The sequence below is a fragment of the Parabacteroides sp. PFB2-10 genome (genome assembly GCF_029893085.1).
Taxonomy (GTDB): Bacteria; Bacteroidota; Bacteroidia; order Bacteroidales; family Tannerellaceae; genus QVMG01.
This window is the reverse complement of sequence record NZ_JARXWI010000005.1, coordinates 188,799-212,470: the sequence shown is the minus strand read 5'-3', so window position 1 is coordinate 212,470 and position 23,672 is coordinate 188,799. Positions and strand designations below refer to the sequence as shown.

Genomic DNA, 23,672 nt, shown 5'->3' with positions numbered 1-23,672 from the left:
GAATAAATCATTTGGAAGAAGCTTATTGTGTTTTTTCTTAACAGAAAAAAACATTCGTATTCTGAAATATACCTGTTTAATGCTAATCTTATGTGCATTTCAATCTATTGCCTCCCCGTATGATCAGAATACACGAATAGACCTGGACGTAAAGCAATCTACTCTAAAACAACTCTTTAAAGAAATTGAATCGAAAACCGATTACACTTTCTTCTACAACGATGAAGTGATCGACCTCGATCGTGTGGTAGATGTCTATGCCCGGAAAGAAACGGTAGAAAACATCCTTCACCGGGTGTTGACCAACTGCACATTCTCCATTGAGAACAAGAATATTCTCTTAATTCCTAAAAATCTTGAGGTGGCTCCTGCCATTCCTCAACAATCCACACGCAGCATTACCGGAACGATCACCGATGAATTGGGAGATCCTGTTGTGGGCGCCAATGTGGTGGAGAAAGGAACTACCAACGGGATCGTAACGGATATTAATGGGAACTTTGCCCTTACTGTGGCAGAAAACGCTACGTTGCAGATCTCCTATATTGGCTATATAACGCAGGAGATGCTCGTAAGCGGAAGAAGCACCTTTGCCATCACGCTAAGGGAAGACTCACAGGCACTCGACGAGGTGGTTGTCATTGGATACGGTGTTCAACGCAAGAGCGACGTTACCGGTTCTATCTCATCGGTCAAAACCAATGAGATAGAGAACCGTTCCGTTAGCGATGTGGCACAAGCGCTTCAGGGCAAAGCCGCCGGCGTTCAAATCCTCAACACATCGGGGGCTCCGGGGTCACAATCTTCCATACAAATTCGTGGATACTCTTCTAATTCAAGAACAAGCCCTCTTATTATTGTTGACGGATTAAAAGTGACTGACTTAAATTATCTTGATCCGGAGAATGTAGAGTCAATAGAAATTTTGAAAGACGGAGCGTCAGCGGCAATATATGGGATAGAAGCCGGAAACGGTGTAATCCTGATAAGCACAAAATCCGGAAAATCAGCCTCCGGAAAAGGAAGAGTTTTCTACAATATGCAGCACACATTCCAGAGTATTGTCAATATGCCTCCCGTATTGAATGCTAAACAATACATGGATTATCAATTAAGAACCGGAGGAGTTGTCAACGAGGAACAGTTCCAATACGACGGTATTTCAGACACAAACTGGGGCGAACAGATGTTTGAAACAGGAATCATGCAACGCCACACCATTGGATTTGAAGGCGGTAACGATCGGGGCAATCTGTATGTTTCGATTTCTTCCATGAATAATAATGGGATAGTTATCGGTAACAAAGATATTTTTAAACGTTTAACCGGTCAGATAAATGCTGATTATAAAATTAAAGATTGGCTCACCGTCGGTGTTAACACATCGCTGGAAAAAAATCAATCAAGAAGTGTTAGTGAAGCCGGTGCAGGGGGCTTTACGTTGTTCGGCTCCATTTTTTATTATGATCCCATCACGCCATGGACATATGATCCGAATAATCTACCGACACGTATTCAAGCATTTGTGGATCAAGGTCAGGCATTACTCCGCGACGAGAACGATCTTATTTATGGTTCTTCCATATTCGGTGGGAATTCCATGATTTATCACCCCATGGTTAGGCGCAATATGACAGATTCCGATAATCGACAGTTCAATATAAGGGGAACCGCTTTCGTAAACCTGACACCGATAAAAGGGCTTGTTATCACTTCTCGTTTAGGCTACCGCACGGGGTATCGCCATAATAGTACGTATAACCACAACGTGTTTATAAATTCAACAGCAAACCAGCCGATGTCCATTAGCGGAAGGACAAGTTACAACTTGTTTTATCAATGGGAGAATTTTGCCAATTATATGTTTAACATCAAGGCGCACAATTTCACTGCAATGGCTGGTATGGCCTACCAGCGCAGTGAAAGTAATTTCACCTACGCCAATGCGAATACGCTTTCGAGCGATGATCCCAATTTCCGATATCTGAATAGCGCTGTTAATTCAAGTCAAATGTCAGTAGATGGGGCGCCATCGTTTGCTGCCAATATGTCGTATTACGGACGTATCGGATGGTCTTACAGGAATAGATATAATCTCCAGGCCAGTTTCAGAGCCGATGCCTACGACACTTCGAAACTCGACAAAGATCATCGCTGGGGCTATTTCCCTTCTATATCGGGAGGATGGACAATCAGCAATGAATCATTTATGCAAAACATTAAGTCTACGCTTAATATGTCGATGTTAAGGCTCCGTGTTTCCTACGGTATTAACGGGAACGTAGATGTTTTGAATAACTACCAGTACAATTCAACGTTGTCCACAAATGCCAGAACCGGCTATGACTTTGGTTATGGTACCGGACAGAGCGGACAGGTAATTGCCGTGTACCCATCAACGCGGTTGCCCAACCCAAAGGTGACATGGGAAACTTCCCGCCAGGTAGACTTCGGATTAGATGGTCGTTTTCTGCGCGATCGCCTGACTTTTGAATTAGATTATTTCGACAAAACCACGCATAACCTTTTAATCAGCACGGTTGCTCCCGCACATACAGGCGCCTCAAGTGTGTATATAAATGCAGGAAAGGTAAAAAACAAAGGTTTGGAAGCGCAAGTCGGATGGAAAAACAGCCACGGCGATTTCTCTTACAATGTAAACGGGAATATAGCATTTCTGAAAAACGAAGTCATCGAAGATATTTCTAAAACGCCATTAGCCGGTTCCGGGGTTCAATATTCAGGAACTGTTACTTATTTTGAAGAGGGTTATCCGGTATGGTACCTGAGAACCTACGAATTCGCAGGTATTAATCCGGAGAACGGTCGTGCCATATATACCGATTTCGACAAGGATGGCTCAATCACAGAGTCGGATCGTAAATATGCAGGCAACGCTATTCCGAAATACACGTATGGCCTAACAGCTACTTTCGGTTACAAAAACTTTGATTTAGTTGTTTATGGCAGCGGCGTTGGGGGAAATAAAATACTGTATGGAGCAACGCGCGGCGACTTCCCACAAGCGAATACACTTACGACATTTTATGAAAACATGTGGTCGCCGGAAAATAAAAATGCAAAATATCCCATCCTTCATGCGAATGACATTTTCTATAGAACCTCTGATCTAATGGTTTTTAGTGGATCATTTTTCAAAATCAAACAGATTCAGCTGGGGTATACCGTCCCGTCAAGTATTTCAAGAAAGATTGGTATGTCGAAGCTGAGAGCTTATGTCTCCTTGGAAGACTGGTTTGTTTTCACAAAATATCCAGGCATTGATCCCGAAACCAACAGTATGACTGCTACTTCAGCGGCGTCGGCACTTGCTATTGATTACGGCAATTATCCTATCTCGAAAAAAGCCACACTCGGCTTAAACGTATCATTTTAACCTCAAAAATTAGTAATCATGAAAGAATCAATAAAAAAGGTAATAATACTTGTTGTCGGGTTACTCTTTATGGCTTCGTGTAGCCAGGATCGACTTGAAATTGAACAATTGAATGTGCTCGGTTTAGAGGAATACTACGCAACCGCCGGCCCTGATGAGGCTGAAGCGCTGATCGTAGCAATACATAATCAGTATTTCGCTCAATTGGATGGTTTTATATATAAACTTTTCCTTAATGTCTTAAGCGACGACCATTACGGGGGAGGCTCCAGTTATTCCGACAATGCCAATTTCTTGAATTCAGCGGCGATGCTCGACATATCCCCGGCTTCGCAAACCAGTCTCAATACGGTTTACGTACAGTCATATAAGATCATCTACTGGGCGAATCTTATTATTGAGAAAGTACCTGAAAGCACGAATGAAAAGGTTGTTCGCGCGAAAGCAGAAGCCAAATTCTTCTCAGCTTTAGTGATGTTCAACCTGATGCGTTGGTGGGGTAACCCTCCCTTTGTAGATCGTGTGCTCGGCAGTGATGAATTAGATCTTCCCAACGGCGATCATGCTGAAATAATTGCGTGGTGCCTTACACGTATGCAAGAAGCGGTTGATGCCCTTCCGGCCATATCAGGGAAAGGACAACAGAAGGCGTTTGGTGCCCGAATTTCAAAACATGCTGCTTTGGCAGTCAAAGGGAAAATGGCGCTTTGGTACGGAACAAGATATAACAATAGTGAGATCCTCGCTCAGTCTGTTGAGCCACTTAAAGCGGTTATTCAGTCAAATCTCTACGGATTAATTGACGATTTCTCCAACCTTTTTCGTCAGCAGACTGATTTTTGCGAAGAATATATTTGGGAACATAACGCTGCCCCTTCCAACGGTTTTCCAAACAACCAGGGAGATAATAGGCATATATGGTTTACATGGCGCAGTGAACAAATCTCTATACCCGACCAATTCTACGCTAATGGCTGGGGATGGCAACCTCCTACAGGCGACTTTGGCGATTTCCTTAAAGCGCATGAAGGCGGCATCGAAAAACCTCGTTTCAAAGGCACCATTCTTACCTACGATCAGGTGATGGAATTGGATTATGAAAAATCGGTCACCGCTCCCGGCATTTTTTCTCCGCCCATATCGGCATGCGACGGCTATTTCCATAGAAAATCATTGATGCATTATGAAGATGTTTTTTGGGATGTCGCGTCGGTGAATAGACCCTGTAAGGCAAATCAATATTACATCCGTTATTCCGAAGTGTTGTTGATGTATGCCGAAGCACAATTCCTTGTAAACAACGATGCCGACGGATCAGGTCTTAAAGCACTGAATGAGGTTCGCCGTAGAGCCGAGATACCGGTACTTGCCAGTATGACTTACCAGGATATAAAAGATGAACGTCGCGCGGAACTCTGGGGCGAAGGCGAACGCTATTTCGACCTTATACGCTGGGGCGATGCGGCAGAAAAGTTAAAAGACAAGGGTAAAACGTATGTCTATTTCTATGGATACAAAGAAGGCACAACGGAATGGGATATTCGTGTAGAACCCAGACCGCAAGGATTAGGCTGGCAAGAGAAGTACCAGGTTTTACCCTATCATCAAAACCAGTTAAATGCAAACTCACTACTGGAACAACATCCGCTCTGGAGATAAATATCTCTGGTCGTGAGTCATTCGTATACTCGACCATAAACAACATTTTATTAACAAATAATTCATATGCAATGAAAAAAGTAATCATTTCAACATCGATTTTATTATCTATTATGTGCTTTTGGGCATGTAATGATTCTTCTGCATTACAGGCACAGAATCCGGTCATTGGGGTTACCCCTCGTTATTGCAATCCGCTGCCTATGGAAATTGGACCGGGAGCTAATGCGTCTGGCGACGTCACCGTATTAAATGACAACGGGAAGTACTATATGGTTTGTACCGGCGGTGGCGCATGGGTTTCAGACGATATGTATAATTGGAAATATCAACTCGTTACATTTGAAGGAACAGGCAGAATTCCTACTGCCCCTGATATTTCAAAATTTAACGGGAAATACTACTTGTGCGGGAATGATAGTCCGCTTTATAGTGCTGATCATCCATTAGGACCTTATAAGGATCTTGGCCCATGGAAAAACACGCCGGGCTTAGAAGGTGGATGGAGAACCGCCTTTGATGTACATATCTATGTGGATGATGATAACACCCCCTATCTCTATTGGTCGGGAGGTGGAGTCAGTGGTATCTATGCAAGTAAACTTGATCCGAAAGATTTGACAAAATTCATTGGCACGACAAAACATCTTATTACGTTCAATAACGAACATATATGGGAACGCTATGGTGAAATGAATGAATATCCTGATGTGGCCTGGATAGAAGGACCATGGGTAAACAAGATTAATGGTACCTACTACCTGCAATATTCTGCTTCAGGAACACAATGGAAGAGCTATGCAAATGGCTATTACACGTCCAAATCACCCTTAGGCCCGTATACCTATGCGCCGAATAATCCCTTAACCCTGAATACGGTAGGGATGGTTTCCGGTACGGCTCATGGATGTATTATTAAAGGCCCCGATAATAATTACTGGCAGTTTTACACGACCGTTCTTTCCAACCCTCCGGGCGGAAGAAGAATTGGTATGGACCGGGTTGTTTTCGATAATCAGGGCAATATGTCGGTAAAGATAACCGATGTGCCGCAATGGGCTCCAGGTAAAATTAAAGATCCGACAAAAGGCAATAGTGGCTCTACCCAGGTGACGACCAATAAGATGCGCGCCATGAATACACTTTCGAAAGTGAGTTCGGAGCAACCAGGTCGAGATGCAGCTTATGCGGTGGACAATTATAGCGGAACATGGTGGGAACCAGATCCAAACGACCCAACTCCAACGCTTATGATTGAATTATCTCCGGCTACTCGTTTCGACGTTGTGCAACTGTATCATGTCGACGGTGTTCGGCTGATGTTTACAGGCGGAAGAAGAAGTGTTGTAAGACCTGCAGCGAACACGCCTGCACCTGCACAAACGTTTGTGTTTAAATATAAAATAGAGGTTTCAATGGATGGTGAAAAATGGACAACCGTACTGGATCAGTCGAATAACAAAATTTCAAGAAACACCATTTACGAAGAGATCCCGCCTGTAAAATGCCGGTTCGCCCGATTGGTAATGACCGATTGGCCAAAAGAATCACCTTTGGGAGTGATTGATTTTGCCTTGTTCGGAATCGCAGACAAGGAGGTGCAGCCTGCCGCACAACCAATACCCGCTAATTTTTTAGGGAAATAGTTTTTGCCTTTTGTGTAAAAGCGTCCCTGATTTAACCTGTTTGCCGTCGGTTTTCGTACGGGCAAATACCAAAATGTTAAAATACGGATTGTAAGCAAAACGAGCGTTTTGCTTACAATCCCATACGTTAAAAAGTGTTTCTCCCGGGAGTTTGTCTTCAAACTCCCGCTTTTTTGCGCGTAAAGTTCTGCTGAAATTACAAATCGTTATTTTTGGGTTTCGCCGAAAATGACCAAATTAACATTTATTCACGCCGACGTAAAGCTTCGCTGATTATTTAGTAAGAGTCCGCAAGGAGTTATTTCACTATCTTTGCCTTTCCAGAAGCAAACAGGATGAAAAAGAAAGAGAGACAAGGAAATAAGAGAAGGCTGTCCTGGTGGGTAGGCCTCTGTATTGTGATACTGCTGGGGACGCCGACCCGCCTGTCGGCTCAGGCGGTTTTAAGCGATCAGGCGGAGATCAGTTTCCTGATATCTGCACCTTACGACGAGGCGGCTTTTACGGTTTTCGGGCATGCGGCTATTCGGGTACATGATCCGGTTAGCGGATTTGACGGTGTATTCAACTACGGGATATTCGATTTCTCCAGTTCTAATTTTGTGTGGCGGTTTGCGCTGGGACATACGGATTACATCCTTGGAATAAACGACTACAAGCAATATATCGTTAACTACCAGATGCGGGGAAGTGATGTGACGGAACAGGTACTAAACCTGACGCAGTATGAGAAACAAGACTTATACGAGGCGTTGCTCGTCAATGCACAACCGGAAAACAGAACCTATCGCTACAATTTCTTTTTTGATAATTGCGCGACCCGCCTACCGGCAATGGTAGAACGATACACTCAGGGAGAGGTGATCTATCACAATCCGCCTGCCCCTCAGAGTTTCCGGCAAATGGTACATGATTGTACCCGCCATCGCGCCTGGCTTACCTTTGGCATCGACCTGGCATTGGGTAGTCCGGCCGACCGCGTGGCCACTCCGCATGAGATGATGTTTCTGCCCTCTTTCGTAATGCAGGCGTATGAACATGCCTCTATTCTTGCGGCAGACGGCGAAGAACGCGAAATGGTATCGGAAACGCGGGTGACCAAAGCCTTTGAAGAGGATGACGAGTTTGATCTTCTGGATGATCTATTGACGCCTATGTTATGCGGATGGCTATTGTTCTTCCTGGTTTTCTTCATTACCTACCGGGGCTGGAAGCAAAAAAGAGCCTATAACGGATTGGATATATTGCTCTTCTCTTTGGCGGGAATAGGCGGATGTGTTTTGTTTTTCCTCTGCTTCGTGTCGGTTCATCCCTGCATCTGGCCTAACTGGTCGGTGGTGTGGTTGCATCCATTACATTTTGTGGGGGTTATCTTGTTTTCCGTAAAAAAGACTAATAAAGCGGCATATTGGTATCATTTTATTAACTTTGCGGTGCTTTCTTTGTTGCTTATTGGGTGGTTTTTCATCCCGCAACAAATGAACGCAGCTTTTATCCCGCTTATCCTTATCCTATGGATGCGCTCAGGACAGGGGATATTCAACAGAAAAAGAGCAAAAAAATAAGATGAGAAAGATATTATCCTCGTTAATACTTTTACTGGCTGTCACCAATATGGATGCCCAACTGCAGGCACCTAAACTGGTGGTATGCATCACGGTAGACCAGTTGCGGGGAGAGTATATCGATTATTTCTACAATACATTCGGCGAACGGGGATTCAAACGATTACTCAATCAGGGATTAGTGTACCAGAACATCCGTTTTGAGTTTTCCGATATCGACCAGGCCAGCGCCTTCGCTACGCTGTTTACCGGTTCGAATCCGGTTTTTCATGGCATTCACAGCAACCGAATATATGATTTCGAAAAGGAGAGAGAGATCTCTATCCTGTATGATTCGGAATTCTTAGGCAACTATACACGCGATAACTATTCACCCAAAGCATTGATCAGCTCCACCATCGGCGACGAACTGAAGATCGCTTCCAAAGGCAGAAGCGATGTATTCGCGATCGCTCCCGACGCAGAAAGCGCGATTATCTCGGCCGGACATGCTGCCAATGGGGCTTTCTGGATGGATAATTACAATGGAAAATGGGCAACGACCACCTATTATAAAGGGGTACCCTGGTATGTGGATCGCTACAACAATGGCACAGAAGCCCTGTCGGCACGTCTGAACCAAATGACATGGACTCCATCGCTTTCGCTCGACCAATACAACGGGTTCCCTTATCTGTTAGATGATATTCCTTTCAAATATACCTTCAATGAGAAGACAGCCAATGTCTATCTGAATCTGAAGACAACACCGTTTATCAATAAAGAGATCAACCGCCTGGCATTGCAGTTTCTGGAATATGCGGCGTTCGGAACGCGGTCTACCCCCGATATGCTGGCGCTGACCTATTATGCCGGCAACTATCGTCCATTGATGAACAAGGAATACAATCGGGAGATACAGGATCTGTATTACCAATTAGACAAAGACCTGGAACAATTATTGGATGCGATCGACAAGAAGGTCGGACTGCAAAACACCTTGATTGTATTCACCGGAACCGGCTATTTCCGCAGCGAAGAGGAGTATCCGGAAGGGTTATTGTTGGGGGGAGGCGACTTTCATCCGAAACGCTGTATCGCCCTGTTGAATATGTATCTGATGGCCGTCTACGGACAGGAGCAGAACTGGGTAACCGGCTACTACAACCAACAGATATTCCTGAACCGGAAAGCCATTGAAACGGCTAAGCTCGATTTGGCAGAGGTGCAGCAGAAATCAGCCGAGTTTGTGCAAGAGTTCAGCGGGGTACAATTGGTTACCACCGATCGTTCATTGCTTATTGGTGAATGGAACGAAGGAACCGCCAAATTCCGCCATGGCACACACCACCTGGGCCGGGGCGATCTGATCATTGAATTGCAACCGGGCTGGAAAGTAAATCTGGAGAATCCGGGTGAAAAAGCAAAAGTCGTACGCCACAACGCCGTGATAACCCCGCTTGTTTTCTTAGGAAACGGGGTGAAACCACAACATATCTACCGCGAAGTAAAGGCAACGGAGGTAGCTCCTTCCGTCACCCATGTACTTCGTATCCGGCCACCGAACGCGTCCCAAAGCGTTCCGCTTTTCGAACTGATGAACAACTGACGTTATCTAATGGACAATTGATAATGGATAATTGATATCATTTGGCGAAACGTAAAACCACTCACACCTTTTGGCATAGTTATTGCCATACATTACAAAAAGAATATTAACGAACGATAATTGTTTAGTTGCACATTGGCTGATCGCCAAGTATCCATCATCAACTATCCATTATCAACTAAATAAACGATTATGGGATTTAATGAATTCATGACGAAATTACTCGGCAATAAGTCGCAACGGGACCTGAAAGAAATCACTCCGTATGTGGACAAGATCCGGGCTATTTATCCGTCGATCGAGGCGCTCAGCAACGATGAACTGCGTGCGCGCACCGAAACTATCAAACAAAAGATCCAGGACTACGTAGCCGACGAACGGGCACAGGTTGCCAAGCTTCGTGAAGGCATCGACGACAAAGAACTGGAAGAACGCGAAACGATCTGGGCTGAAGTAGATAAAATTGAAAAAGAGATCACCGAGAAGATGGAGGTGATTCTGGAAGAGGTGCTTCCTGAAGTTTTCGCGATCGTGAAAGATACGGCACGCCGCCTGAAGGAAAACGAAGAGACGGTGGTTACGGCTACCGACTTCGACCGCGACCTGGCTGCCAAACATGACTTTGTGCGCATCGAAGGTGACAAGGCGATCTTCCTCAACCACTGGGTAGCCGGTGGTAATGAAATCACCTGGGACATGGTACATTATGATGTGCAGTTGTTTGGTGGCGTGGTACTCCATAAAGGAAAGATCGCGGAAATGGCGACCGGGGAAGGAAAAACCCTGGTGGCAACCCTGCCGGTATTCCTGAACGCACTGACACGCAACGGGGTGCATGTGGTAACGGTGAACGACTATCTATCGAAACGTGACTCGGAATGGATGGGACCGCTTTATATGTTCCATGGGCTGTCGGTGGATTGTATCGACAAGCATCAACCCAACTCCGATGCCCGCCGCGCGGCTTACAATGCCGATATTACTTTCGGAACCAACAATGAGTTCGGTTTCGACTACCTGCGCGACAATATGGCTATCAGCCCGAACGACCTGGTGCAACGCAAACACAATTACGCGATTGTCGATGAGGTCGACTCGGTATTGATTGACGATGCGCGTACTCCGTTGATCATCTCCGGTCCGATCCCACGCGGTGAGGAGCAGTTGTTCGAACAATTCTGCCCCAATGTGGAGGTGGTGGTGAACGCCCAGAAGAACCTGACAACCAAATTACTGACCGAAGCCAAACAGAAAATGGCGAGCGACGACCCGAAGGTACAGGAAGAGGGTTCCCTCTTACTCTATCGCTCCTTCAAAGGTTTTCCACGCAACAAGGCGTTGATTAAGTTCCTCAGCGAACCGGGCATTAAAACACAGATGTTGAAGACCGAAGCTCTCTATATGGCGGAGAATATGCGCAATATGCACCTGGTAACCGACGATCTTTATTTTGTGATCGACGAGAAGAACAACAGCATCGAACTGACCGATAAGGGTATCGACCTGTTGACAGGTAAATCGGACGACCCGCAGTTCTTCGTATTGCCGGATATCGCTTCTGAACTCTCCCAATTAGACAATATGCAGGGAACGGAAGAGGAAATACAGGCCAAGAAAGACGAAATACTGGCTAACTACTCCGTAAAGAGCGAGCGTGTTCATACGATCAACCAGCTATTGAAAGCCTACACCTTGTTTGAGAAAGACGATGAATATGTGGTGATGGACAATAAAGTCATGATCGTCGACGAGCAAACCGGCCGTATCATGGACGGACGCCGTTATTCCGACGGTCTTCACCAGGCGATCGAAGCCAAAGAACGCGTAAAGGTAGAAGCCGCTACGCAGACCTTTGCGACCATCACCTTGCAGAACTACTTCCGTATGTACCACAAGCTGTCGGGTATGACCGGTACGGCAGAAACGGAAGCGGGTGAGTTATGGGACATCTACAAACTCGATGTGGTGGTGATCCCTACCAACCGCCCGATTGCCCGTAACGATATGAACGACCGTATCTACAAGACTAAACGGGAAAAATACACTGCCGTGATCGAAGAGATCAACCGCTTGGTCGATGCCGGACGCCCGGTACTGGTGGGTACTACCTCGGTTGAGATATCTGAATTGTTAAGCCGTATGCTTGGCATGCGCAAGATCGCCCATAATGTATTGAATGCGAAACTGCACCAACGCGAGGCAGAGATCGTTGCTCAGGCCGGACAAAAAGGAATGGTTACGATCGCAACCAATATGGCGGGTCGTGGTACCGACATCAAGCTCTCGCCGGAGGTGAAAGCTGCCGGTGGTTTGGCCATTATCGGTACCGAACGTCACGAAAGCCGCCGCGTCGACCGTCAGTTGCGCGGACGTGCCGGACGTCAGGGTGACCCGGGTTCTTCGGTATTCTTCGTGTCGCTGGAAGACGATTTGATGCGTCTGTTTGCTTCCGAAAAGATTGCCGGATTGATGGATCGCATGGGCTTCAAGGAAGGAGAAGTATTGGAACATAATATGCTGAGTAAATCCGTAGAGCGGGCACAAAAGAAGGTGGAAGAGAACAACTTCGGTATCCGTAAGCGTCTGTTGGAATACGACGACGTGATGAACTCGCAACGTAACGTGATCTATACCCGTCGCCGTCATGCCCTGATGGGTGAACGTATCGGCCTGGACGTATTGAACACCCTGTTCGATACCTCTACCAGCCTGATCGAACAACATACCGGAGACTTCGTAGACTTTGAAGGATTCAAACTGGAACTCTTCCGCACCTTCGCGATGGAGTCGCCTTTCGATCCGGAGACATTCAAGTCGACCCGGGCAAACGATCTGATCGATCGCCTCTTCGACGAGGTATTGGCAACCTTCAAACGCCGTATGGATCGCATGGTGCAGGTGGCTAACCCGGTAATCCAACAGGTATATGAAAACCAAGGTGCGATGTATGAAAACATCCTGATTCCTATTACCGACGGAAAGCGGATGTACAACGTACAAGCCAACCTGAAAGAGGCTTACGAAACACAAAGCAAGGCGATTGCCAAAGCGTTCCAGAAGGCTATCACGCTGCATACGATTGATGAGTCCTGGAAAGAGCATCTGCGTGAGATGGACGAACTGCGTCATTCGGTACAGAACGCCAGTTATGAAAATAAGGATCCTCTGTTGATCTACAAACTGGAATCGTTCAACCTGTTCAAGGTGATGGTCGATGTGATGAACAAGAAGACTGCTGCCATCCTGATGCGTGGACAAATTCCTGTTCGCGAAGAGCAGCCATCAGCCCAACAGCAGGCAGCCGCAGCCGCATCGCGCCGCATTGCCGTGCAACAGGCCGCCCCGGAACGTCGTCAGGACATGAGCCGTTACCGCACCGAGAAGGCCGAGATCGGCAGTGGCAGCAGCCAGGCTGTTCCCAACCCGAATGCCGGAGCGATGGCGCAGCAACAGCAGCAAAAACTGGAACCGATCCGCACCGAAAAGAAGGTAGGTCGCAACGACCCCTGCCCATGTGGAAGCGGCAAGAAGTATAAATCCTGCCACGGGAAAGGTTTATAAATAGGAAACGATCCGAAATCCGAATAATAAAAGAGTGTCCTCGACAGGAGGGCACTCTTTTTTTGTCTTCTCATACCACTCACTATGGGAAGTAATGAATAATCATTCGGAACGCCTGCGGGACATTTTAAACTGTAGGAATTGAAATGGGCGAATCAATTTTTTTTTCAATATAGAAAGCCTTTTGCGTTTCGTTTCGCTCGTTAAGCGAAACAACATTCACAACCCAAAGGGGAGCAATTTCAAATAGCTTTACGCCTCCGGCTAAACGATTGTTGGTTTTTGATGTATCGTTTTGTAAAGTAAAATGGCCTTTTGCTTACAAAATGAAAATTGAGGGGCGTTTCCTGGTTAGTGATTATCACCTGTGTTCTTTAACATCTGACATAATGAGTATAAAATGGTCGAAAAATCGGTTTTTTGACAAAGAAAACAGTATATTTGCCGCATAACGAACTATCTAAACGAGCAAAATGATATGATTAACCAAGGATTAATTAACCCGCAAAGTATTATTGTAGTTGGGGCATCCAACAATGTGCATAAACCGGGTGGCCGTCTGATGCGTAACTTATTGGACGGAAAGTATAAAGGAACGATCTACGCGGTAAACGCGAAAGAGGCGGATGTGCAGGGCATCAAAGCCTATCCGTCGGTCAACGACGTGCCGGAAGCCGACCTGGCTATCGTGGCTATTCCGGCATCAGCCTGTCCGGAAACGGTCGATGTATTGGTAAACCAGAAAAATGTGAAATCCATCATTGTGATCTCTGCCGGATTCGGTGAAGAGACCAAAGAGGGGGCTGTGCTTGAAAACCAGATGTTGGAAGCTGCCAATAGGGGAGGAGCCTCTCTGATTGGTCCCAACTGTATTGGTGTGATGAATGTGAACTATCATGGGGTGTTCACCCGGCCTGTTCCGGAGTTCCATCCTGAAGGGGTTGACTTTATCTCCAGTTCGGGTGGAACGGCTCTCTTCATTATGGAGTCGGCGTTGCCCAAAGGTTTGCGTTTCGCTTCCGTATGGACGGTAGGTAACTCCAAACAGATTGGGGTGGAAGAGGTATTGGCTCATATGGACAAGACCTTTGATCCGGTTCTCTCTTCCAAAATAAAGATGCTTTACATCGAGCAGGTAAAGGATCCTGATAAATTATTGTTCCATGCCTCTTCATTGATACGCAAAGGATGTAAGATCGCGGCTATCAAGTCGGGTAGCACCGATAGCGGACAGCGTGCCGCTTCGTCGCATACCGGCGCGATTGCCAGTTCGGACTCAGCGGTGGAGGCCTTGTTCCGTAAGGCGGGTATTGTGCGCTGTTACAGCCGTGAGGAGTTGACCACGGTCGCCAGTATCTTTACCCTGAAAGAGGTGAAGGGCAAGAATTGTGCGATCATTACGCATGCCGGCGGACCGGCGGTGATGCTGGCCGACGCCTTGTCGAAAGGCGATCTGAACGTGCCACCTATCGAAGGCAAATTGGCAGCTGAACTCAAATCACAACTTTTCCCCGGAGCAGCTGTGGGTAACCCGATCGATATTGTCGGGACGGGAACACCGGAACACCTGGCAGCAGCCATCGATTTTTGCGAAAATAGGCTCGATCAGATCGATCAGATGATGGTTATTTTCGGTAACCCGGGATTGGTAAAGGTGTATGACGCATACGAGGTATTGCATAAGAAGATGGAAGAATGCAAAAAACCGATCTTGCCGGTTCTTCCTTCTATCGTTACGGCAGGCCCCGAAACGAAAGCGTTTGTGAAGAAGGGACATGTGAACTTCTCGGATGAGGTGACCCTGGGGGCGGCGCTTTCCCGGATTATCAATACGCCCAAGCCGGCAGGCGCGGATATTCAGCTGTATGGCGTGGATATACCGGAGATACGTCGCATTATCGACACGCTGCCGAATGGCTATTTGAGTCCGGAGAATGTACGCATATTGCTGAAGGCTGCCAATATTCCTTTAGCGGAAGAGTTTACTTCGTCGGATCGGGAAGAGCTGACCGCTTTTGCGAAAACGGTGGGTTATCCGGTGGTTGCCAAGGTGGTAGGTCCTGTGCATAAGAGCGATATCGGCGGGGTAGCTTTGAATATTCGTGGCGAAGAGCATCTGTTGTTCGAGATCGAGCGGATGATGAAACTGCCGGAGGTGACGGGTATACTGATCCAGCCGATGTTGAAAGGGCAGGAATTATTCCTGGGAGCGAAATATGAAGAACGCTTCGGACATGTGGTGCTTTGCGGTCTGGGTGGTATTTTCGTAGAGGTGTTGAAAGATGTCTCTTATGGTTTGGCTCCGCTTTCCTATGAAGAGACCTTCTCGATGATACGCTCTTTGCGTGGATATGATATTATCAAAGGAACACGTGGGCAGAAAGGGGTTGATGAGCAGCAATATGCCGACATCATTGTGCGCCTTTCTACGATGCTTCGTTTTGCGACAGAAATTAAGGAGATGGATATCAATCCGTTGCTTTCGACCGAACGCGGGTTGTTTGCGGTGGATGCTCGTATCCGTATCGAGAAATAAACAACGCCAAAACATAAAAAAAGCCCGTGAGTGATCTCACGGGCTTTTATATTAATAACGTTTATCTCCTGACTCGGATTAATCCAGACAAGAACATTTGCTGCCTGAGCCAAGCACGTTTTCGATTTTGTGCTTGTAGAGTTTCTTCGCGTTGTCGCGAGCTGCACCCATGTATTTACGTGGATCGAACTCGCCCGGTTTAGTGGCTAATACTTCACGAACAGCAGCGGTCATCGCCAGGCGGCTGTCAGAGTCGATATTGATCTTACATACAGCAGAAGCGGCTGCTTTGCGCAATTGCTCTTCCGGAATACCGATTGCGTCTTTCAGTGCGCCACCGTATTTGTTGATGGTTGCCACCTCTTCCTGTGGAACAGAAGAAGCTCCGTGCAATACGATAGGGAATCCGGGGATTCTTTTCTCGATTTCTTCCAGGATGTCGAAACGCAATGGAGGAGGAACCAGGTTGCCGTTCTCGTCGCGGGTACACTGTTCCGGTGTGAACTTGTTAGCTCCGTGAGACGTGCCGATAGAGATAGCCAGGGAGTCGCAACCGGTTTTGGTTACGAAGTCAACCACATCGTCCGGTTCGGTGTAGGTGTGGTGGTCAGAGCTTACTTCGTCTTCCACGCCGGCCAGTACGCCTAATTCGCCTTCTACCGTTACATCGAACTGGTGAGCATATTCAACTACCTTCTTGGTCAGGGCAACGTTTTCATCATAAGAAAGATGAGAACCGTCGATCATCACAGAAGAGAAACCAGTGTCGATACAGCTTTTGCAGAGTTCGAAAGAATCGCCATGGTCGAGGTGCAGACAGATTTGCGGTTTGTCGCATCCCAGCTCTTTCGCGTAGGCAACAGCACCTTCAGCCAGGTAACGGAGAAGAGTCTGGTTGGCATACTTACGCGCGCCGCTTGATACCTGAAGGATCACAGGAGATTTGGTTTCCACTGCAGCCTGAACAATCGCTTGCATTTGCTCCAGGTTGTTGAAATTGAATGCAGGAATAGCGTATTTGCCTTCCATGGCCTTCTTGAACATTTCTTTGGTGTTCACAAGACCTAATTCTTTGTAACTTACCATTGTAGTATGATTATAATGTTGGTGATTTAAAAACTGGAACAAAGATAAGAAGAATCACGCTAAAAACATGTCATATAACATAAAATAAACCATTAAAATAACACAAAATCAGCGAGTAAAGAAAAAATAAATGGCTTTTCTTTGTTTGTTCAAATGGAATCGATACCTTTGCATCCCAATTTACCGGTTACCAGACTGCTTAAAAAGGAGTATAAATTAAAACAAATATAAAGCAATGAAAAAAGGTATTCATCCTGAAAACTATCGTCCGGTTGCATTTAAGGACATGTCAAACGAAGATGTATTCATCACTCGTTCTACGATCAATGCAAAGGAATCCATCGAAATCGATGGCGTTACTTATCCATTGATTAAGATTGAAATCTCCAATACTTCTCACCCGTTCTATACCGGTAAGGCTAAATTGGTTGACACCGCCGGACGTGTTGATAAGTTCATGAGCCGTTATGGCAACCGCAACAAGAAATAAGATAAAGCAACGGATTCGATTTACCGACACCCTTTGTTGGTAATACAATAAATAAGGAAAGGTTTTGGCAATGTAGCCAAAACCTTTTTTTGTGTATATAGGTGAAAAACAGGGAGGAGACGGGAAGGTAATTTTGGCACAGATTACACAGATTACACAGGGCTTTTCTTCCAATCGGAAAGGATTGGATACTACTTTGTTACTAAAAATCCAATATTACACTATTTTGAAAGTTTCCAGCAAGTCCGAAAGGGCTTCAACCTGGATAACCCCGTGCAAGCCGTCAGGCGCAGCTCGGGGTAGACGTAATATCTATATAATGAGCTCCGTAGGAGGTCAACTGTTGAGCCCCTACGGAGCTCGTACCTCTGTGACTACCCACCCCGAGCTGCGCCTTAACGGCTTGCACGGGGTTATCCACATCTAAGTCCTTGCGGACTTTAAAATCTTCCAATCTTACACAATTCAAAGATCAACACGAATCGCTAAACAGTAACCAGGAAGGCATCTTTTTCTATTAAATGTTAAAATACAAAGTGTAAGCAAAAAGGGCATTTTGCTTTACAATATGATACGTTAAAAAATGTTTCTCCCGGGAGTTTGTCAAAATACTCCTGCCATTTTGCGCGCGAACTCCCGCGAAAATGTCAAAATGATAGTTGGGCTTTTGGGTGAAAACCGATGAATTAACATAAATTAACCATTGGGACGGGGGAAATTTTCCGTTTGTCCGATGTAATAGTATCCTTTTATTATATTTGTTTGCTGTATATATTAACTCTTAACAAACTCAATTGTATGAAAACAAACCCAACCTTTGACGAGCTGATGCTCGCATTAGAGCAACCTTTGAAAGAATTTCAAAAATTGCAGAAAAGAAAGAAACGGCAGAGATTGATAAGGAGAATTATTATAGGTTTGCTGATTATTATTATTATAGTGTATGTGAGTGAATACAAAGAGCATTCCCTTTTTATTGTGGGGATCCTACTCGTCCTTATGCGCATGTTAGGGGGAAGCTCCTCCCGGAAAGAGGATAAATTTTGGGGGGACACGATTGTTTCGCCAATACTGAACAGATTGATCGAGGCGGGGACATACAAAGGAAAAAGAGGAATGCCCGAAAATATGGCCATGAAGAATACATTCCTGAGTAAATACGACAACTACAAGAGCTCGGATTTAATAGAGGGAAGGATAGGAAAAGTCTCCTATTCTATCGCGAATATAATAATAAAGGAAAGTAGCGGGGAAGAAAGTAGAATATCTTTTCAAGGTGTTTTGTTTGTCGCAAATCTTGCAAAGCGTTACGATACGCGGATAACAGTATGGTTTCCAGCGTTGGTGAAAAAGAATGAGGATCAACAGCCGGAAGTCACTAAGGGGCCATCCGACAGGCCGGTTTTTGGTGAGTTTTCCGAAGCCTGGGAGGTGATTACGAAACCGATAAGAAACGTATTGATCTCTCTTCCGGAGAGTATAGTGAATCAGTTACGTATTGAAATATATGAACATCAGTTTATGATCACCGTGCCAAGGCGTTATTTTCAGCGATATGGCTCTGTAGAGGGAATAGTGTCGGCTTTGGAGGAAGATTGTATGTTGATTACGGCATTTACCACCATTGCAGGCGAGTTAGACAGCAATCCTGCTCTTTGGGGGAAATCGACGGATTAACATAAGTTAACCGTTGGAGTAGGAGAAATTTTCCGTTTGTCCGATGTAATAGTATCCTTTTATTATATTTGTTTGCTGTATATATTAACTCTTAACAAACTCAATTGTATGAAAACAAATCCAACCTTTGACGAGCTGATGCTCGCATTAGAGCAACCATTAAAAGAGTTCAACAGTCTAATTGCAATAAGAAAGATAAGCTCGCTTATCAGGATGATTATTGTGTTGTTATTGATTCTTGAAGTGGTGTTCGGGGATATTTTTAATAAGTTTTTTGTTATAGCTCTTCTCCTGATAATAGTTCTTTGGGTAATTGTTAAAAGTTCCTCTTCCAAATTGAAGAAGATTTACAAACAGGGAATCATTCCTTCGATGGTGGAGATATTATTTGAGGGTGGGGTGTATGAACCCAAGATGGGAATATCAGGTGAATATGTAAGAAAGCATACGTTGTTGAAGGAATCTAATCACTATACTTGTAAGGACTATATCGAAGGAAAGGTGGGGAATGCTTCTTTTGGTCTTTGTAATATAGATACTTGGGGGGAATTTGAAGCGCACGATGCAGATGGAGGTGATTATAGGAGGGATTTGTTGTTTCGGGGTGTTCTGTGTTTTGCTTTTATGAAAAGGCATTTTGATACACGGATAACTATCAGTCCATCGTCAGGCGGGAAGAGTAACGGAGGGATAAGCGTGGATGATGCAGCGTTTGAACGGCGTTTTGCGATTAAAGCTACCGACGAAGCTGCCGTGCGGAATATCCTGACACCGGAACTAAGAAAGACTCTATTAGCTATTCCGCAGGAGATAACAGGAAACTTAAAGATTCAGATTTATGAACAACTGTTTATGATAACGATAGAAAAGGACAAGCCTTTCTTTGAATTCAATAAAAAAATGCGAGATATTGAAGAAGCTTTGCGGGTTGACTATGCTGCGCTTACTACGTTTGATAGTATTGCAAATGACTTGAATAATAACCCTTATCTGTGGCCTGAAACGAAGGTTGCTCATTAGAAATTAACTCCTTTGTGACGATCGTTCCCAAAAAAACTTAACGGCGGGTGGCTATCTGTTATCTGTCGGTTAAAAAAACTATCTTTGTCATTGTTATTCGACCAAGTACTAAAGACTAAAATACATGAAAACGAAAGAAGAACTCTTACAGATCCTCGACCAGTTTCCGCTGGAGGGGAAGGCAGTGAATGCCGAACCGTTTGGAAACGGACATATCAATGACACCTTGAAAGTGACTACCGACGACGGGCAAACGAAGTATATCCTGCAGCGGATCAATCATCAGATTTTTACGAATGTGGATATGCTGCAGCAGAATATCCATGTCGTGACGACCCATATCCGCCGGAAGCTGGAGGAGAGAGGGGAGACGGATATCGATCGTAAGGTGTTGACCTTCCTGCCGACCAAAGACAATAAACTGTATTATTTCGATGGTGATAGCTACTGGCGTGTTTGTCTGCTGATTGCCAATAGCAAGAGCTATGAAGAGGTAACGCCGGAGAAGTCGTACGAGGCGGGTTTGGCTTTCGGCGATTTCCAGTCGATGCTGGCTGATATCCCTGAAGGCACCTTAGGGGAAACCATTCCCAATTTCCACAATATGGAGTTTCGCCTGCAGCAATTCCGCGATGCCGTTGCAGCGGATGCCGCCGGCCGAGTGGCAGAGGTGCAGGAGTTGATCGAAGAGATCGAGAAACGTGCCAAGGCTATGTGCATCCAGGAAGAGCTTTATCGCGAGGGTAAACTGAAGAAACGGGTGAACCATTGCGATACGAAGGTGAATAATATCCTGTTCGACGAGGATGGGAAAGTGCTTTGCGTGATCGATCTGGATACCGTGATGCCGGGATTCGTGCTTTCTGATATTGGGGATTTCATCCGTACGGGTGCGAATACCGGAGCGGAAGACGACAAGGATCTGGATCGGGTAGGGGTGAACCTGCCTGTTTTCGAGGCATACGCGAAGGGATATCTGGAGAAAGCAAGATCATTCCTGACTCCGTTGGAAATATCCTTGTTGGCTTATGGCGGACGTTTGCTCACCTATATGCAGACGGTTCGTTTCCTGACCGACTACATCAACGGCGATACCTATTACAAAATCCATTACCCGGAGCATAACCTCGTACGCACCAAAGCGCAATTCAAATTGCTCCAAAGCCTGGAAGAGCATGCGGAGGAGATGGATAATTTTCTTAAATAAATTATGAATTATGAATGATGAATTATGATTTGATCTGCAATCTCATAATTCATAATTCATAATTCATCATTTTCTTTGCGTTGTGAGGCTGACGATAATAATCGTAAGAACCGATAAAGGCAGGGCGAAGACAATCGGGTCGATGGCGAACCAAGGGTAGACATCGATCAATACCTCTTTGCCAAACAGCCAGTTGCACAGGCCGATCGGTGCAGCTTCCGCCTTATGCAGGAAGACCATGCAGAAGATACTGGCAAACGCTCCGACACCTAAACTGGCTAAAGCCCCCTGACGGGTAGCCTTTTTCCAATAAAGGGCGCAGAAGTAGGCCGGCAGGAAGGTAGCCGCGCAGACACCCATAAAGAGCGCTGTCCCACGGGCAATGATGTTAGCGCTAAGCACATAACAGATGATATAACTCAATAGGATAGCAAAAAGCACACCGGTACGTACGCCAATCGAGGAGTTCTCTCCTTTGCGGCGTCCCAGTTTCGGGAATATATCGGCGCCAAAAGCACCTCCCATCGTATGGAATTGCGCGCTTAGGGTTGACATACTTGCCGACAGGATGCAGAGCATAAAGACCGCCCCAAACCAGTCGGGCATGGCTCGGTCGATAAACAACGGGATGATCTTATCCATATCGTTCACCATATCTGCCGCCACCTTGCCGTCGTGTTCCCAGAAATAAAGGTTGGAAAGAGGCCCGATATGATAGATAACGCCTACGACAAAGAAGATAAACAGGCAGCCGATCATCACGCCGCGGTTCAATTGCTTGGTGCTTTCTACCGTCATAAAGCGAACCACCAATTGCGGCTGCGCCAGGCATCCGATACCAACCCCCAGGATCAATGAGCTAACCAAGGTGTACCATTGCGGAGATCCCGCCATCGGCATGGCGGTCCATCCCTGATGTCCCAACGCCTTGAAGCGCTCCGGCACATGAGGCGCCAGGGCGGTCAGTTCGCGGTTGGCTTCGGTGAAGCCCATATCCAATGTGTGGTAGAACCATAAGAGCATAAAGGCCATGCAGGAAAACATAATCAATGCCTGCATCGCATCGGTGTACATCACTCCCTTTAAGCCGCCGGTAATCACGTATGCGGCTACAATCAAGGTGAATATAAGCAATGCCAGATCCAAATCGATCTGAAAGATCTGTTCGATAAAGACAGCGCCCCCTTTCATCACCACGGCGGCATACAATGGCATACCGATAAAGATGATCGCCGCGATAAATACCTGTATGGTGCGCGACTTATAATGCAATCCCAATAACTGCGCAAAGGTGCGGGCGCCATGCTTCGCGCCCAGTTTCCGGGTGCGACGTCCGAAGAAGATGAAGGCGACAATCACCCCCATCAGCATGTTCAGCATACATAACCATTGTATACCCATCCCGAAGGTGGCCGAATAGCCCCCGAACCCGACAATAGCGGAAGCGGAGATAAAGGTGGCCCCGTAGGACAAAGCCATAATGATCGGATTGGTTTTGCGGCCTCCCAACAGGAAGTCGCTCGCGTCTTTGGTGCGTTTATACCCGATATAGCCAAACAAGGCGATCAGGAACATATAAATGATGACAATAATGCCTAATACTAAATTACTCATACTTCCGGTTCTTCAGGGTTATCATTCTCATCACTCTCTTTATTCCAATGGGTTATTCCGAACCAAACGGAAAACACCACGCAACCGATCGCCATCAGGTAGGCGATCCAAATGCCCGGATCATTTATGCCAAACATATTTTACTTGTGTTAAAGGTTAATCAAATCGCTTTCACAGATATAACCGAGGTTCTGCCGGCGGATCACTTCACGTGCCGTCTCCCGGTTGTTGGTGCGCAACACCAGTATCGCCTGCTCTTTCACCGAGAAGCTATACATATATTCGATGCTCAATCCCGCCTGGGTGAAGTGGCAAATCGTTTCGGCAAAGCTGCCCGCGTGTGAATCGGTCGCAATAGCCAATACATCTGTCAGGTTGGCCGATACGTTGTTTTCTTTGAAGATCGTGTAGGCCTTTTGCGGATCACTCACGATCATACGCATGATGCCATACTCCGTTGTGTCGGCAATCGTGGAGGCAATAATACGGATATTGTCCTTTCCCAACAGGGCAAGCGCCTCTGTTAGTTTCCCGTATTTGTTTTCTAAGAAGATGGAGATCTGATGGACTGTCATGTTGATTATGAATTATGAATTATGAATTATGAATTATGAATTCCTGAGTTC

At 45.9% G+C, this 23,672-nt stretch carries 15 protein-coding genes; 11 read left to right on the top strand and 4 right to left on the bottom strand.

Annotation, left to right across the window (positions count from 1 at the left end; translation table 11 throughout):
- The first annotated feature begins 79 nt into the window (after positions 1 to 79).
- The 7 genes from M2137_RS06455 to M2137_RS06425 all read left to right on the top strand — a co-directional run bounded on the left by M2137_RS06455 (position 80) and on the right by M2137_RS06425 (position 15,952).
- Entirely contained in the window at positions 80 to 3,397 is a 3,318-nt protein-coding gene (locus tag M2137_RS06455) for a TonB-dependent receptor (RefSeq protein WP_280765640.1), read from the top strand.
- Positions 3,398 to 3,415: 18 nt separating this feature from the next.
- Positions 3,416 to 5,056, top strand: a complete 1,641-nt coding sequence (locus M2137_RS06450; protein WP_280765639.1) for a RagB/SusD family nutrient uptake outer membrane protein — start codon at positions 3,416 to 3,418, stop codon at positions 5,054 to 5,056.
- Between the two features lie 113 nt (positions 5,057 to 5,169).
- Positions 5,170 to 6,702 carry a family 43 glycosylhydrolase gene (locus M2137_RS06445; RefSeq protein WP_280765638.1) on the top strand — a complete coding sequence of 511 codons (1,533 nt, stop codon included), beginning with the start codon at positions 5,170 to 5,172 and terminating at the stop codon, positions 6,700 to 6,702.
- A gap of 335 nt (positions 6,703 to 7,037) precedes the next feature.
- A complete protein-coding gene (locus tag M2137_RS06440; RefSeq protein WP_280765637.1) occupies positions 7,038 to 8,267 on the top strand; it encodes a DUF4105 domain-containing protein in 1,230 nt (409 codons plus the stop codon).
- A gap of 1 nt (position 8,268) precedes the next feature.
- Positions 8,269 to 9,855 (top strand): alkaline phosphatase family protein, encoded by a 1,587-nt coding sequence (locus M2137_RS06435; RefSeq protein ID WP_280765636.1) that lies wholly within the window; start codon positions 8,269 to 8,271, stop codon positions 9,853 to 9,855.
- Between the two features lie 192 nt (positions 9,856 to 10,047).
- Positions 10,048 to 13,416 (top strand): preprotein translocase subunit SecA, encoded by a 3,369-nt coding sequence (gene secA, locus M2137_RS06430; protein WP_280765635.1) that lies wholly within the window; start codon positions 10,048 to 10,050, stop codon positions 13,414 to 13,416.
- A gap of 478 nt (positions 13,417 to 13,894) precedes the next feature.
- Positions 13,895 to 15,952 (top strand): acetate--CoA ligase, encoded by a 2,058-nt coding sequence (locus M2137_RS06425; RefSeq protein ID WP_280765634.1) that lies wholly within the window; start codon positions 13,895 to 13,897, stop codon positions 15,950 to 15,952.
- Positions 15,953 to 16,030: 78 nt separating this feature from the next.
- Here M2137_RS06425 and M2137_RS06420 read toward each other — a convergent pair whose 3' ends face one another.
- Positions 16,031 to 17,038, bottom strand: coding sequence for a class II fructose-bisphosphate aldolase (locus tag M2137_RS06420; RefSeq protein ID WP_280765633.1), 1,008 nt, complete (start codon positions 17,036 to 17,038; stop codon positions 16,031 to 16,033).
- Between the two features lie 235 nt (positions 17,039 to 17,273).
- Here M2137_RS06420 and M2137_RS06415 point away from each other — a divergent pair, with 235 nt between their 5' ends.
- From M2137_RS06415 to M2137_RS06400, 4 genes are all read left to right on the top strand, one after another.
- A complete protein-coding gene (locus M2137_RS06415; RefSeq protein WP_280765632.1) occupies positions 17,274 to 17,528 on the top strand; it encodes a type B 50S ribosomal protein L31 in 255 nt (84 codons plus the stop codon).
- Between the two features lie 798 nt (positions 17,529 to 18,326).
- The gene (locus M2137_RS06410) at positions 18,327 to 19,205 is read left to right on the top strand and encodes a hypothetical protein (RefSeq protein WP_280765631.1); all 879 of its coding nucleotides are present in this window, start codon (positions 18,327 to 18,329) and stop codon (positions 19,203 to 19,205) included.
- Positions 19,206 to 19,313: 108 nt separating this feature from the next.
- Positions 19,314 to 20,225: a DUF3137 domain-containing protein gene (locus M2137_RS06405; RefSeq protein WP_280765630.1), complete on the top strand. Its 912-nt coding sequence runs from the start codon at positions 19,314 to 19,316 to the stop codon at positions 20,223 to 20,225.
- 124 nt (positions 20,226 to 20,349) lie between these two features.
- On the top strand, positions 20,350 to 21,432 hold the full coding sequence (locus M2137_RS06400; protein ID WP_280765629.1) for an aminoglycoside phosphotransferase family protein: 1,083 nt from the start codon (positions 20,350 to 20,352) through the stop codon (positions 21,430 to 21,432).
- Positions 21,433 to 21,498: 66 nt separating this feature from the next.
- Here the strand turns inward: M2137_RS06400 and M2137_RS06395 are convergent, their stop codons facing one another.
- Genes M2137_RS06395 through M2137_RS06385 form a run of 3 tightly spaced genes read right to left on the bottom strand, consistent with a single transcriptional unit; the run spans position 21,499 to position 23,621 of the window.
- Positions 21,499 to 23,046, bottom strand: coding sequence for a sodium:solute symporter family protein (locus M2137_RS06395; RefSeq protein WP_280765628.1), 1,548 nt, complete (start codon positions 23,044 to 23,046; stop codon positions 21,499 to 21,501).
- On the bottom strand, positions 23,043 to 23,183 hold the full coding sequence (locus M2137_RS06390) for a symporter small accessory protein (RefSeq protein WP_280765627.1): 141 nt from the start codon (positions 23,181 to 23,183) through the stop codon (positions 23,043 to 23,045). The genes M2137_RS06395 and M2137_RS06390 overlap by 4 nt, the downstream gene beginning before the upstream one ends.
- 12 nt (positions 23,184 to 23,195) lie before the next feature.
- Positions 23,196 to 23,621 carry an acetolactate synthase gene (locus M2137_RS06385; RefSeq protein ID WP_280765626.1) on the bottom strand — a complete coding sequence of 142 codons (426 nt, stop codon included), beginning with the start codon at positions 23,619 to 23,621 and terminating at the stop codon, positions 23,196 to 23,198.
- Positions 23,622 to 23,672: the final 51 nt, after the last annotated feature.